Annotated in this window: 8 protein-coding genes; 5 read left to right on the top strand and 3 right to left on the bottom strand. The window is 63.1% G+C overall.

Annotation, left to right across the window (positions count from 1 at the left end; genetic code table 11):
- Positions 1 to 79: 79 nt before the first annotated feature.
- On the top strand, positions 80 to 1,981 hold the full coding sequence (serA, locus tag E5K00_RS19410; RefSeq protein WP_135464925.1) for a phosphoglycerate dehydrogenase: 1,902 nt from the start codon (positions 80 to 82) through the stop codon (positions 1,979 to 1,981).
- 8 nt (positions 1,982 to 1,989) lie between these two features.
- Positions 1,990 to 2,592 carry a hypothetical protein gene (locus E5K00_RS19405; protein ID WP_135464924.1) on the top strand — a complete coding sequence of 201 codons (603 nt, stop codon included), beginning with the start codon at positions 1,990 to 1,992 and terminating at the stop codon, positions 2,590 to 2,592.
- Positions 2,593 to 2,650: 58 nt separating this feature from the next.
- Here the strand turns inward: E5K00_RS19405 and E5K00_RS19400 are convergent, their stop codons facing one another.
- Positions 2,651 to 4,228 carry a PA14 domain-containing protein gene (locus tag E5K00_RS19400; RefSeq protein ID WP_167856953.1) on the bottom strand — a complete coding sequence of 526 codons (1,578 nt, stop codon included), beginning with the start codon at positions 4,226 to 4,228 and terminating at the stop codon, positions 2,651 to 2,653.
- A 530-nt stretch (positions 4,229 to 4,758) separates the two neighbouring features.
- Positions 4,759 to 6,120, bottom strand: coding sequence for a D-alanyl-D-alanine carboxypeptidase/D-alanyl-D-alanine-endopeptidase (locus E5K00_RS19395; protein WP_135464922.1), 1,362 nt, complete (start codon positions 6,118 to 6,120; stop codon positions 4,759 to 4,761).
- A 143-nt stretch (positions 6,121 to 6,263) separates the two neighbouring features.
- Here E5K00_RS19395 and E5K00_RS19390 point away from each other — a divergent pair, with 143 nt between their 5' ends.
- The 3 genes from E5K00_RS19390 to E5K00_RS19380 all read left to right on the top strand — a co-directional run bounded on the left by E5K00_RS19390 (position 6,264) and on the right by E5K00_RS19380 (position 11,121).
- Positions 6,264 to 7,910, top strand: a complete 1,647-nt coding sequence (locus tag E5K00_RS19390) for a CTP synthase (protein WP_135464921.1) — start codon at positions 6,264 to 6,266, stop codon at positions 7,908 to 7,910.
- 449 nt (positions 7,911 to 8,359) lie between these two features.
- Positions 8,360 to 10,231 carry a membrane protein insertase YidC gene (yidC, locus tag E5K00_RS19385; RefSeq protein WP_135464920.1) on the top strand — a complete coding sequence of 624 codons (1,872 nt, stop codon included), beginning with the start codon at positions 8,360 to 8,362 and terminating at the stop codon, positions 10,229 to 10,231.
- Between the two features lie 326 nt (positions 10,232 to 10,557).
- A complete protein-coding gene (locus E5K00_RS19380; RefSeq protein WP_135464919.1) occupies positions 10,558 to 11,121 on the top strand; it encodes a DUF6438 domain-containing protein in 564 nt (187 codons plus the stop codon).
- A 285-nt stretch (positions 11,122 to 11,406) separates the two neighbouring features.
- Here E5K00_RS19380 and E5K00_RS19375 read toward each other — a convergent pair whose 3' ends face one another.
- A complete protein-coding gene (locus E5K00_RS19375) occupies positions 11,407 to 13,860 on the bottom strand; it encodes a TonB-dependent receptor (protein WP_135464918.1) in 2,454 nt (817 codons plus the stop codon).
- Positions 13,861 to 13,913: the final 53 nt, after the last annotated feature.

The raw sequence follows: 13,913 nt of genomic DNA, 5'->3' as shown, positions 1-13,913 counted from the left end.
TTGGCATCGGCCCCGGAAAATTCCGGCCGGCAATAATTTCCCCGCTCAAGTGGCATTTGTGCCCGATATTACCGCCACTATGCCCCAACCAACCACACCGCTGCCCTACCTGATTATTGACTTCGACAGCACCTTCACCCAGGTGGAAGGCCTCGACGAGCTGGCCGATATTGCCCTGCGCGGCCACCCCGACCGCTCAACGATAGTCGGTGAAATCCGGGCCCTGACCGACCGGGGCATGAGCGGCAGCCTGAGCTTCTCGGAATCCTTGAAGCAGCGGCTGGCGTTGCTGCCGGCCCGGCGCGAGCACCTGCCCTTGCTGGTCGAGCAGCTCAAGGGCAAGGTGTCGGAGAGCATCGTGCGCAACCGGGCCTTCTTCGAGCGGTTTCCCGGCCGCGTGTTCATCGTCAGCAGCGGCTTTCGGGAGTTTATCGAGCCCGTGGTGGCCGATTTCGGCATTCAGGCCGACCACGTGCTGGCCAACACCTTCACCTTCGCCGAGGACGGCCGCATCACCGGCTTCGACCCCGAAAACGTGCTCAGCCGCGACGGGGGCAAGATTCTGCAGCTGCGCGAGCTGGATCTGGCGGGCGACGTGTACGTGCTCGGCGACGGCTACACCGACTACCAGATCCGGGAGGCCGGCCTGGCCAACCGCTTCTACGCCTTCACCGAAAACGTCAGCCGCGAGGCCGTAGTAGCCCGCGCCGACGAAGTACTGCCCTCTTTCGACGAATTTCTCTATCAGAATAAGCTACCCATGACCCTGAGCTACCCCAAAAACCGCATCAAAGTATTGCTGCTCGAAAACCCCGACGCCCGGGCCGCCGAGCTGTTCCGCGCCGAAGGCTACCAGGTGGATTCCGTGCCCGGCGGCCTCGACGAAGACGAGCTCATGGCGCGCATCGAGGGCGTGAGCATCCTCGGCATCCGCTCCAAAACCCAGGTTACGCAGCGGGTGCTGGAAAAAGCCAACCGCCTGATTGCCGTCGGCGCCTTCTGCATCGGCACCAACCAGATTGACCTGACCGAGGCCATGAAGCGCGGGGTAGCCGTGTTCAACGCGCCCTTCTCCAACACCCGCTCGGTGGTAGAGCTGGCCCTGGGCGAAATCATCGTGCTGGCCCGCCGCATCCCGGAGAAAAACCCCAAGATGCACGCCGGCGAGTGGGACAAGTCGGCCAAGGGCTCGTTTGAAATCCGGGGCAAAAAGCTCGGCATCGTGGGCTACGGCAACATTGGCTCCCAGCTCTCGGTGGTAGCCGAGGCCGTGGGCATGCAGGTGCTCTACTACGACGTGGCCGAAAAGCTGCAGCTGGGCAACGCCGTGCGCTGCCGCACGCTGCAAGAGCTGTTGCAGCAGGCCGACATCGTGACCCTGCACGTGGACGGCCGCAAGGACAACACCAACCTCATCGGGGCCGCCGAGCTGGCCTTGATGAAGCCCGGCGCCATTCTGCTCAACAACGCCCGCGGCCACGTCGTGGACGTGCCGGCCCTGGCCGCCGCCCTGCGCAGCGGCCACCTCGGCGGCGCCGCCGTCGACGTGTTTCCCTACGAGCCCAAAACCAACGACGAAGGCTTCGAAAGCGAATTGCGGGGCCTACCCAACGTGCTGCTCACGCCCCACATCGGCGGCAGCACGGCCGAGGCCCAGCGCAACATTGCCGAGTTCGTGCCCGAGCGGATTATGCAGTACATCAACACCGGTAACACTCAGCAGAGCGTCAACTTCCCCAACATTCAGCTGCCCACCCAGCAGGCCCACCGCCTGATTCACGTGCACGCCAACGTGCCCGGCGTACTGGCCCGCATCAACAACGTGCTGGCCGAGCACCACGTCAACATTCTGGGCCAGTACCTGAAAACCAACGAGCACATCGGCTACGTCATCACCGACATCGACAAGGAGTACGACCAGGAAGTAATTCAGGCCCTACGCGCGGTAGAGCACACGATTAAGTTCCGGGTGCTGTACTAAGGCGGGCCATGAATCTGTCCAAAACGGCGCATTTGACTCACCTGCGCGCCAGTATTGCGCAAGCGGCCAGTGCAGGGAATACCGAGCGCCAACAGATCTTAAAGGCCCTGCTTTCCTGTTGGAATAAGAAAGGCAGCTTCCTGTCCTTCGCTCCTTTTTTAGAGGATGATACCGACCGGGTCGTTCAGTGGTTCGTCGCAGACGCTTTTGCTTACGCCAAGGATGAGCAGGTGGTAGAACTGCTGATGAAAGCCGCAGTAGCTTCTATCAATCAGAATTACCGCTCGACTCTGATCTGGCCTTGTATTCGATACGACTGCACAAAGCACCTGGAGTTTTTTACCGAGTTCATCCTACGCTGTTCCGACCCGGGCGAGGCCATGCTGGCTGGCGTGTTTGTCATAGAAGCCATGCAAGGTCCTTTCGAGCCGCACACGCTCAAACAGACGGTACACAAGCTGTTGACTCAGGATAATCCGGCTACCGATGCTGCCGGAAAGCTGCAACATGAGGTATTCAGGGTGCAAGCGGCCCATGCTCTGCTCAACAAATATTTTGGTCAGATAGATAAGGATTGGAATGAGGACTTAGCTAATGCTACACCCCGCTAAACGAAACCGGGCGGCCCCATTTGGAGCCGCCCGGTTCTGTTTGCTATAAACTACGGTGTTAGTTGCCGCTCGGGGTGGGCACCACTGCTTTGGGGCTGCGCAGCTGCAGCTGCTCGCGCGTGGTGACGGTGCCCACGGTCATGCGCAGGTTGTAGTCGCCGGCGGGCAGGCCGGTGAAGTCCAGGGTCTGGTGGTGCGGCCCGGCGGGCTGGCGGCGGTAGTCGGAGACGCGCACCGGCGCGCCGCTCTGGTTGTAGAGCACCCAGCCCATCGGAATTTCCTCGGGCAGTTCGTAGCGCAGCTGCACCACGCCGTTGCTGGGGTTGGGGTAGATGCTCATTTTGTGGGCTCCTACGCCGGGCTTGCTGCCGGCCATAGCGGCGGCGGTGGGCTCTTCGGCCTGCACCGGCTGCAGCTTCCACATCTGGTTTTCGCGGCCACTGAAGCGCCACTGGTGAATCGTGCCGCTGTCGGTGGTATTGGCCGAGTCTTTGGCCGTCAGGGCCTTGTTGCTGTGCTTGGCCAGCAGCTTGTAGAAGCCGCCCTCGGTGGGCTCGATGCGCCAGGCCTGGTTGTTGCCGCTGTAGTACGGCCACAAATCCAGGTCGGCCCCGTTGGAGGTGGAGCTACCCAGCACTTCCAGCACGCGGTTGTTGCCGGGTACCACCAGGCGGTAAAAGCCCCCGCCCAGGCTCTCGATTTTCCACTGCGGAGCCGTGCTGCGGGCCAGGGCCGCACTACCGGCGGCCGCACCCACGGCCTCGGGCTGGTAGGCCTGGCTATTGGGCCGGTAAGGGTCAATAACTTCCAGGGGCTTGCCGGTGGTGCGCGAGGTCAGCACGTACACGCCGGGGGCCAGGGGCTCGGGCTGCTGGTCTTTCTTGGCCTTGGCTTCAGCTTCGGCCGCCGCTTTGGCGGCGGCCTTGTCGGCTTTGGCTTTGGCTTCGGTGGCTTTGGCTTCGGCCTTAGCTTTGTCGGCGGCGGCTTTGGCTTTGGCGGCTGCCGCCTTGGCTTCGGCCGCGGCGGCGGCTTTAGCAGCGGCCTGCTCGGGGCTTACCGCCGGGGCCTTGGCGGGCTTGGGTGCTACTTCGGCCTTGGCCACGGCCACGGGCTTGGCTGGGGCGGCAGGCTTAGCGGCGGCGGGCTTCGGCGTGGGCTTGGCCGCTACGGGCTTGGGCGCCGGGGCCGTTCCGGGCGGGTCGGGGGTGGTGGGGGAGCCCAGCGGGTAGAGGCTGGTGGTCGGGATAAGCTGCGGAGCCTGGCCGGGCGGGGCCCACAGCAGCTGAAACTGCGCGTCGCCCTCTCCTTCGGCAAACTCGATTTTAATCGTAGTCTTTTCCCCGGCAGCCAGCCCGACGTTGCCGTTGCTGAGCACGCCACCCGAGGTGCCTTTCCAGGTATCCAGGATTTTTTTGCCGTTGATCCAGAGCCGCACTTCGTCGCCGGTTTTGGCCACGAACCGGTAGCTGCCCGTGCCGGGCGCGGCCAGCAGCCCTTCCCAGCGCACCGAGAAGTTGTCGGCGGGCAGGCCGGGGCCGGGCGACTGTTTGCCCCAGTTAAAGTCCATGGCGGCATCCACGCGGCGCAGCACGGGCGCGCCGGCCATCGTGCCGTTGGCGAAGTAGGTGCCCGTCAAGCCGGTGCCAGCATTTTGCACCGGCAAGGCCACGGGAGTGCGGTGGGGGCCGCCGGTGGCCCAAGTGGTTGCCCGGGCAGCAGGAGCTAATGTTGTTACGCCAACGCTAAGACCGGCCACCAGTGAACATACTATCGAGCAACGCACAGCAATAAAAGTTGAGGTGAAACCAGAGCAAAAAGCCAGAAATCCGGGGCCTTCCCGTCCGGTTATGATTCAAACAGAGGCATGAATCTACCGATTATCACCCAGCCATGCCAATCTTGCCCCGTTTGTCTTGAAAACGAACCGGTTCTTGTAAGCACAGTACAACAATTTCGTTTCTTTCTGATCGGCCAACTATCGGCCATGAAAAACATAGAAGCATACCTATTTTATTATAAAACAGAGGTATTTAAGCTCCACGTGCGCTTGCCCGCTGCCGCCGCTCCGGCTAGGTAAAAGACAATCAGAAAATATTTCCGCAGCCCCTCCCAATCGGCACTTGGCAGCCAACCGCCGTTCGTAGCTTACCCCGGCCGCCGAAGTACCTAGAGCCGCTCCCGCACCTGGCCCAGAATCCGCTCCATTTCGCGGCGCACGGCGCTGGTTTCCACCACGTGGTGGTTGTTCAGAAAGCTCACGGCCAGCAGCCGGCCCTTGCGGGTGCGCAGGTAGCCGCACAGGTTGTGGGTGTTGGTCAGGGTGCCGGTTTTGCCCCAGAACCAGGGGCCGCGCGCGTCGTGGTAGCCGCGGCGCAGCGTGCCGTGCCCGCCGCCGGCCGCCAACAAGCTCAGCAGCCGGGCCTCGGGCACTTCCCGGTGCAGCTTCAGCAGCAGCGCGTTCAGGTCGCGGGGGGTGGCCAGGTTCAGGCGCGAGAGGCCCGAGCCATCCACCCAGCGCAGCGGGTCGGGCAAATCGGCCAGGAACTGCCGGCGCACGGCCCGGATGGCGCGGGCGGTGTTTAGCGAGTCGGAGCCCAGGCGGCTGGAGCACATCAGCAGCAGCTGCTCGGCCAGGAAATTGTCGCTGACCTGCAGCATGCGCCGGTAGAGCGAGTCGACGGGCAGGCCGCTCAGCGTCCGGAGGCTGTCCTGGGGCCGCAGCTGCCAGCGCAGGGCCTGCACGGGCCGGCGCAGCGTGTCTTGCAGCAGCTTCAGCAGCAGGCCGGGGCTGGTGCGGAAGGGCGTTTCATCGACCCAGCTCTTGGCGGAAGGCAGCACGAAAAAGCGGTTTTCCAGCTCGGCCCGCCGCACGTGGTCGGCGGCCGGGAAGCCCGGCGGGGTGGGCTCGACCAGCGGGGCAAACGAGGCCGGGGCCACGCGCAGCGGCTGGTTGGGCCGGGCGTAGAAGCGGACCGTGTTGCCGTAAATCGGGAAGGCGGCCCGCTCGGGCGAGAAGTAATAGGTGTAGTCGTCCCAGCTCCAGCCCGGCCCGAAGGCCTCGACGCTGGGAATGGGCAGGTAAAACAGCTTCTCGGGCCGGCCCTGCAGAAAGGCAAAGGCCCGGCCCGAGGGCACGTCGCCGTGGAGCAGCGTCGGGTCGCCGGTGCCCCAGAACAGCAGCGAGTCGGGCCGCACCACGTAGCGCAGGCTGGGCAGCGAGTCGCCGAGCAGGTGCAGGCCGGCGTACAGACTGAACAGCTTCATGGTGCTGGCCGGGGTGAAATACTGCTCGGAATTCAGCTCGTAGAGCGTCTCGCCGGTGGCCACGTCGGTGAGACAGACGCCCACGTGGTGCTGGCGCAGCACCGCCGACGAGCCCAGCAGCCGGTTGAGCCAGCGCGGCCCCTGCCCGCGGTGCAGCGCGGTTTCCGCCGTGTTGTCGGCCGCTGCGGCTCCCTGCGCCCGCGTGACGGCCGGCCGAAGCAGCGCGAAAAAGACAAGCAGAAAAGAAAGCAACAGGCGGGGCATGAGCGGCGGATTTGGGGCGCGCAATATGCAAACTCGACCTCAACTTTTGCCGCTTTTCCCGGAGCGGGCCCCGAACTATTCTGCGCAACATTCGGCCCGGGGCCGCGCCCGGCCCACATATTTGAGTAGCTTTGCGTCCTGTTATGCCAGACAGAACCCCCACTCCCGCGACTACCGCCAAGTACATTTTCGTGACCGGCGGCGTGACTTCCTCCCTGGGTAAAGGCATCATTGCCGCCTCCCTCGCCAAGCTGCTGCAAGCCCGCGGCTTTCGGGTCACCATCCAGAAGTTCGACCCCTACATCAACATCGACCCGGGCACGCTGAACCCCTACGAGCACGGCGAATGCTACGTGACCGACGACGGGGCCGAAACCGACCTCGACCTGGGCCACTACGAGCGGTTCCTGAACGTGCCGACCTCCCAGGCCAACAACGTGACGACCGGCCGCATCTACGACCACGTCATCCGGCAGGAGCGCGAGGGAGCCTACCTGGGCAAAACGGTGCAGGTCGTGCCCCACATTACCGACGAAATCAAGCGCCGCATGCTGATGCTCGGCGAGCGGAATGAGTTCGACATCGTCATCACCGAAATCGGGGGCTGCATCGGCGACATCGAGAGCCTGCCCTTCGTGGAGGCCGTGCGCCAGCTGCGCTGGGAGCTGCCCCCGAACGACTCAGTCGTGATTCACCTGACGCTGCTGCCCTACCTGGCCGCCGCCGGCGAGCTGAAAACCAAGCCCACCCAGCACTCGGTGCGCGACCTGCGCGAGGCCGGCCTGCAGCCCGACATCCTGGTGTGCCGCTCCGAGCACCCGATTCCGATGGAGATGCGCAAGAAGATTGCGCTGTTCTGCAACGTAAAAATCAACTCGGTTATCGAGGCCCTCGACGCCGACAGCATCTACTCGGTGCCCCTGCTCATGCTCAAGGAACACTTGGATGAGCGGGTTATCAAGAAGATGAAGCTCACCGGCGGCAGCGCCCAGCCCGACCTGGAAGTGTGGAAAGACTTTCTGGGCCGGCTCAAGAACCCGACCGAGGAAATCACCATTGCCCTGGTCGGCAAGTACGTGGAGCTGCCCGACGCCTACAAGTCCATCAATGAGGCCTTCGTGCACGCCGGAGCCCAGAACGAGTGCAAGGTCACGGTGCGCAGCATTCAGTCCGACCACGTCACTTCCGAAAACATTGCCCAGTTGCTCCACGGCGTGGACGGGGTGCTGGTAGCGCCCGGGTTCGGCGAGCGGGGCTTCGAGGGCAAGGTGGCGGCCATTAAGTACGTGCGCGAAAACCGGATTCCGTTCTTCGGTATCTGCCTGGGCATGCAGTGCGCGGTGGTCGAGTTTGCCCGCAACGTGCTGCAGCTGGAAGGGGCCTCGTCCACGGAAATGGACCCCGGCTCGCCCTTCCCCGTCATTGCCATGATGGAAGAGCAGAAGAGCATCACCCAGAAGGGCGGCACCATGCGCCTGGGGGCCTACTCCTGCGAGCTGCGCCGCGGCTCGAAGGCGGCCAAAGCCTACGGCCGCAACACCATCAGTGAGCGGCACCGGCACCGCTACGAGTTCAACAACGAGTTTTTGAAGCAGTTCGAGGAAGCCGGCATGGTGCCCTCCGGCCTCAACCCCGACACGGGCCTGGTCGAAGTCATCGAGATTCCCAACCACCCGTGGTTTGTGGCCGGGCAGTTTCACCCCGAGCTGAAAAGCACGGTGCAGAACCCCCACCCGCTGTTTGTGCGCTTCGTAAAAGCCGCCATCCAGCACCATAAGAACGAGTTTTAGGATAAACGCGTCATTGCGAGGCACGAAGCAATCCGTCCTCTGAAATGGGCGAAATGACCTTTACCCAGAAAGCCCTTTATTCCCGCCGGAGTAAAGGGCTTTTGCTTGTAACGCGAAGTTCCACTTCGCGAGGCGTTGAACGACCTTCGTGCCAGTGGCGCGGCCGACTCGCGAAGTGGAACTTCGCGTTACATCGTTCAGGTCTAAAAGGCTTTCTGGGTTAAGGCAGCTCGGCCCATTTCAGAGGACGGATTGCCTCGTCCTTTGTCCTGGCAATGACAGTGGGGCTTAGTGCATCTGCCAGAAATACCGGTTCGCGAATATTCTTCTGCCAATGCCGACCTTTGCCCCGGCTCGCCGGATTTTTGAGGCATGCCGCGCTTTCCCCGTACCTTTGCATTTCGCGGCGCCCGGCGCCCCTCACTTTTTCCCGTCAGTACCTTCCTTCGATGGACAAAAACCAAGCAACCGGCCTGTTTCTGATTTCGGCCTTGCTCCTCGTCTACCTGTTTTTCTTCGCGCCCAAGCCGGCCAAAGACCAACCCGCCGCCAAGGCCACCACGGCGGCCAGCAAAACCGGCGCCGCCCCGGCCGCCGCTCCGCTCGACTCGGCTACGGCGGCCCGCACGCTGGGCTCGTTTGCCTCGGCCGCCCAGGGCACGGCCCAGCAGGTGCAGCTGCAAAACGCTAACCTGACGGTAACTTTCTCCTCGAAAGGCGGCCGCGTGGAAGCCGTGCGCCTGAACAAGTACAAGACCTTCTTCGGCAAGCCCCTCGACCTGCTCGACGCCCAGAGCGCCAGCATCGACACCCGCTTCCGCACCACCGACGGCCGCAGCATCAAGCTCTCCGACCTGTACTTCCAGCCCGCCGCGGTGCAGCCCGTAACCGTGGGCGAGCGGAAAGGCCAGAGCCTGACTTTCACGGCCGCCGTGGCCGGGGGCAGCATCGAGGAAGTGTATACCCTGTTCGACGACTCGTATGAGGTGGGCTACAGCCTGCGCATGCCCGGCGTGGCCAGCACCCTGGCCGCCGAGCCCTTGACCTTCACCTTCGAAGACCACGTGCGCCAGACCGAGCAGGATGCCAAGCAGAACCGCAACCACTCGACCATCAACCACTACCTGGCCTCCGACGACCACGGCGCCCTGGCCGAGGCCTCGGAAAACCCCGAGGAAGTGAAGATTGCCGAGCCCCTGAAGTGGGCCGCCCACAAGCACGACTTCTTTATTGCCGGCATCATTGCCGACAACCAGTTCAGCACCGGCCAGTTCAACTCCAACGTGAACCTGGAGGACTCGACCTACCTGAAGTCGATGAGCAGCACGCTGGCCATTCCGGTGGCCGACGTGCAGAGCGGCAAGGCCAACTTCCGCTACTACTTCGGCCCCAACTCCCTGCCGATTCTGGAAAACGTGGCCCCCGGCTTCGAGCGGAACGTGTACTTGGGCTGGGGCATCTTCCGTTGGGTAAACCGCGGCGTGATTCTGCCCGTGTTTCACTTCCTGGAGCAGTTTATCGGCTCCTACGGCATCATCATTGCCCTGCTCGTGCTGCTGATCAAGCTCGTGACCTGGCCGTTGACCTACAAAACCTACGTGTCGCAGGCCCGCATGAAAGTGCTGAAGCCCGAAATCGACCAGCTCAAGGAAAAGTACGGCGACGACCAGACCAAGATCCAGAGTGAGACGATGAAGCTCTACTCGACCTTCGGCGTGAGCCCGCTGGCCGGCTGCGTGCCCACGCTGCTCACCATCCCGATTCTGCTGGCCATGTTCCAGTTTTTCCCCAACGCCATTGAGCTGCGCCAGGAGCAGTTTCTGTGGGCCAAGGATTTGAGCAGCTACGACGTGTTCATCAAGCTGCCCTTCTACATCAAGTGGTACGGCGACCATATCAGCCTGTTCACGCTGCTGATGACGGCCTCCACCCTGCTCATGACCTGGCAGAGCAACCAGGTGAATACCCAGATGCAGGGCCAGATGAAGGTGATTGGCTACGTCATGCCGGTTATCTACATGTTCGTGCTCAACAGCTTTGCCGCCGGCCTGACCTGGTACTACTTCGTGTCGAACATGGTGACGTTTGCCCAGCAGTTCATCACCCGCAGCTTCGTGGATGAAACCAAGCTGCGCGCCCAGCTCGAAGCCAACAAGGTGAAGAACAAGGACAAGAAGCCTTCGGGCTTCCAGGCCCGCCTGGCCGAGGCCATGAAGGCCGCCCAGGAGCGCGAAGCCCAGGCCAAGCAGGGCGGCAGCTCATCGGCCGAGCCCCGGGAGCCCAAGGGTGACAAGCCCAAGAAGCCTACCCGCCGCTCGTAGTTCGGCTCCGGCCTTACTGCTTTTGCCAACGCCTTTCTGCCCATGCGGCGGGAAGGCGTTGCTCGTTTTGGCCCGGCCGCGGTTTTGTCCAATATTCTGAGCCTACCTGCCGGGGCTCTACGCCCGGCTTTAAGCGGTGCTCCTATAGCGGATGTCTAGAAGCAGTCTAGAGCCACTCTAGAAGTAGCCTAGAAGCAGGGTCAGCTTAGCAATTGGTCACCATCCAGGTAAAGCACAACTTCGTAGGTACGGGCTGACGGCGGGGCATTGGTTAGTGGCTCGTTTTTTGGAACTTACCCGGTATCTTTCCCGCAAGCCCCTACCCTATGCGCCCTTCCGCCTTTTTGCTTGTTGCCGGCCTGCTGTGGGCTGGCAGCCTGTCGGCCCAGAATCTGCTGTCCGACCGCACCAAGACTAAAATCGTGTCGCGGGAGCCGACCAAAATCAAGCTCGTGACCAAGAAGCCGGCGGCCAGTGCCGTAGCCGCCAAAAAGGTGGACTCGGCCCCGGTGTTCGTGTTTAAGCGCACGCCTTGTTTCGGCACCTGCCCGCACTACGAAGCCACCGTGTACGCCGACGGCCGGGTGTCGTACACGGGCTACGGCTACGTGAAGCGCACCGGCACCCACGAGTTCCGGCTGCCCCAGAACGTGGTAAATACGGTGCTCGACGATGCCCGCCGCCTCAACTTCAGCACCTACGAGGAGCGCTACTCCCAGGGCTCCACCGACCTGCCCGCCACCGTGCTCAGCATCCGGCAGCCCAACGGGCAGCTCAAAACCGTGCAGGCCGAGGAAGGCACCCCGCCCGAGCTCGACAGCCTGCTCAAGTACATCAGCACCGAAATTGAGAAGGTATCGGGCGGCGTAACGACTCCGGCCAAGCAGTAGGCGTAGTTGCTGGTTGCTGGTTGCTGGTTGCTGGTTGCTAGTTACTGGTTGTCAGGTCTGTCATCCTGAGCAAAGCGAAGGACCTTCCTCCGTGTTCTGACAAACGTTCTTCAACGCACAAAAGCCCTTTACCACTACTGCGGTAAAGGGCTTTTGTGCGTTGGTATTACCTATGGCGGGGTAGGCGAGGAAGGTCCTTCGCTCCGCTGCGCTGCACTCAGGATGACAGACCTAACAACTGACAACTAACAACTGACAACGAACAACTGACAACGAACAACTGCCCTAGAACTCCACGATAAAGCCGATGGTGGGCGTCACGAGGGCACTGGCGTTGTCGATGAGCACGGGAATGCCGTTGCTGCCATCGGGGCGCAGGGGCTGGCCGTCGGTGGTTTCGAAGGCGGAGTTGTCGGGGGTGCGGCGGAAGCTGTAGCTGGGCGTGGCCGGGCGCTTGGCCAGCAGCAGGTTCTGCACGTCGACGTAAAAGTCGAGGGTGAGGCGGCGGAAGTTGTACTTCTTGTCCAGGCGGAAATCAACCTGCTGAAACGAGCCCAGCCGCTGGGTATTCAGCTGGCCGTAGTCGAGAATACCGGTGCCGATGGTGGCGTAGTTCTGCCGCGAGGCCACCTCGTCGAAGGGCGTATACGGCGAGTCGGCGGCGAAACGGTACTTGAGGCCCAGCTCCCAGTTGCGCCCCAGCTTGCGCCCCAGCAGGCCCGACACGAGGTGGCGCGAGTCCCAGGCCGAGGGCTTATAGCGCCCGTCCAGCCCGCTGAACTCCGAGCGAAACACGGTGTACGACACCACGGCGAAGGTTTTGTTGGTGAGCTTCTGCTGGAAGAAAAATTCCGCTCCGTAGGTTCGGCCCCGGCCGGTACTGGTCACGGCCTCGTTGCCCAGGGCCGCGAAGTCGCCGCCCTGGTTGGCCAGCGAAATACCGTCGCGCACGCTCACCGGGTAGTCGCTGTACTTCTTGTAGAAGCCCTCCAGGGTGAAGCGCGTGGTGGGCCGGGGCAGTAGCTCCAGACCGGCTACGTAGTGGTCGGAGCGGATGTAGCGGTTGTTACGGTTGACCAGCGCGCCACTCGCGTCGCGGAAGCCGAGGATAGTGGAGGGTGGAATCTTGTAATAGCGCCCCACCGAGGCGGTCAGGTTCAGCTTGTCGGTCAGGGCGTAGGCCGCCGACACGCGCGGCGACAGGGTCTGGAGCAGGTTGCGGCCCTCGTCGGTGAAGGAGTTGCCATCGGTGCGCAGGCCGGCCGACACGGTGAGGCGGCCGGTGGGCAGCAGGGTGCGCGTCAGCTGGGCAAAGGCCCCGAAGCGCACGAAATCCAGGTCGGAGGCAAAGCTGACGGTCAGGCCCGGGGCCGTCACGTTGCCCAGCTCGTCCCGAATTTCGCGGCGCAGGCGCTGCTGAAAGCGGTTGTCGTAGTGTATCAGTTGAGTGCTGGCCCCGTAGGCATACTGCCAGCGGCCGGCAGTGCGGTTTACGTCCACGCGGAGCTTGTTTTCGGCTTCGCCCGAGCGGGTGAGCAGCACGCGGTTGGCTTCGTCGCTGCCGGTGCCGCCCTCAAACAAATCCACCTTGTTTTCCAGCTGGGTGCGGCTCAGGGCCACGTTCAGGTAGCCGCCGGGCAGCAGGTGGCGCAACGCCAGGCCGGTGGTGTAGTTCCACTGGTCGTAGGTGGGCGTCGAGCGGAGCACGTACTCCTTATCGGGTGAGGAGTTGCGCGGGGCCGCCAGCTCGAAGTGGTCGATGGCGCCCAGCCCCAGGGCCGTCAGGGTGGTTTTCTCCGAGAGCTTGGTCGTTACCTTAAACTGCGAATCCCAGTAGTTGGGCCGGATGGGCAGGTCGAGGGCCTTGAACAGCAGCTGCAGGTAGGAGCGGCGCAGCGACACCAGAAACGTCGTATTCTTGGCCAGCGGGCCTTCCAGCGTGCCGGCGACTTCCGTCCCGCTCAGGCGCACGTTGCCCTGCACCCGCTCGGGGTTGCCGTCGCGCTGTCGGAACTGCAGCACGCTGCTCAGGGCGTTGTCGTAGCGGGCCTCGAAAGCCGAGGAGCTCAGCGTCACGTCCTCAATAAACGACACGTTCAGAATGCCGGCTGGGCCGCCGGTGCTGCCCTGGGTGGCAAAGTGGTTGATGACCGGCACCTCGATGCCGTCGAGGTAGTACACGTTTTCGTTGGGGGCCCCGCCCCGGATGATGATGTCGTTGCGGAAGCCGGCCGTGCCGCCGGTGCCGCCGCCGCCTACGCCGGGCAGGCTCTGCACCACTTTCGAGATGTCGAAGTTGCCGCCGGGGTAGGTCTTGATTTCCTCGGTGTTGAGGCGCTGCACGCTCAGTGGGGTTTCGGCCGTGGCCACCCGAATGGCCCGGCTGGCCGTCACCGTCACTTCGCCGAGCTGCTTACTGCCCGCGTTCAACTCCAGGTTGATGATGTTGGCGTTGCCGCTGGTCACGCTCACGTTGGCCCGCAGCAGGGGCTCATAGCCCACAAACGAGGCCCGCAGGTTATAGGAGCCCGTGGGGATGCCCGTGAACCGGTAGCGGCCCTGCTCGTCGGTGGCGGTGCCGAAGCTGGTGCCGTCGAGTACCACCGTCACGCCCGGCAAGGCTTCCTGGGTGGCCCGGTCGCGCACGGTACCGCTGATCTGGCCCGTAGTCTGGGCGTGCAGGGGCGAGGAAAGGAGGAACAGAAACAGGAAAAGCAGCAACCAGTACCGGTGGAGCATGGAGAATAGGGCTGGGTGAATATAGCAACAACCGTTAGCCTACGGTTGGGTTC

The sequence above is a fragment of the Hymenobacter aquaticus genome (assembly GCF_004765605.1).
Lineage (GTDB): Bacteria > Bacteroidota > Bacteroidia > Cytophagales > Hymenobacteraceae > Hymenobacter > Hymenobacter aquaticus.
The sequence above is the reverse complement of the archived record's forward strand: the minus strand, read 5'-3'. Positions and strand labels throughout refer to the sequence as shown.

Excerpts from the sequence above, each read along its gene's own strand:
- E5K00_RS19395 (WP_135464922.1), bottom strand. The coding sequence starts at position 6,120 with ATGCCCCGCCTGTTGCTTTCTTTTCTGCTTGTCTTTTTCGCGCTGCTT.
- E5K00_RS19405 (WP_135464924.1), top strand. The coding sequence starts at position 1,990 with ATGAATCTGTCCAAAACGGCGCATTTGACTCACCTGCGCGCCAGTATT.
- serA (WP_135464925.1), top strand. The coding sequence starts at position 80 with ATGCCCCAACCAACCACACCGCTGCCCTACCTGATTATTGACTTCGAC.
- yidC (WP_135464920.1), top strand. The coding sequence starts at position 8,360 with ATGGACAAAAACCAAGCAACCGGCCTGTTTCTGATTTCGGCCTTGCTC.
- E5K00_RS19375 (WP_135464918.1), bottom strand. The coding sequence starts at position 13,860 with ATGCTCCACCGGTACTGGTTGCTGCTTTTCCTGTTTCTGTTCCTCCTT.
- E5K00_RS19380 (WP_135464919.1), top strand. The coding sequence starts at position 10,558 with ATGCGCCCTTCCGCCTTTTTGCTTGTTGCCGGCCTGCTGTGGGCTGGC.
- E5K00_RS19390 (WP_135464921.1), top strand. The coding sequence starts at position 6,264 with ATGCCAGACAGAACCCCCACTCCCGCGACTACCGCCAAGTACATTTTC.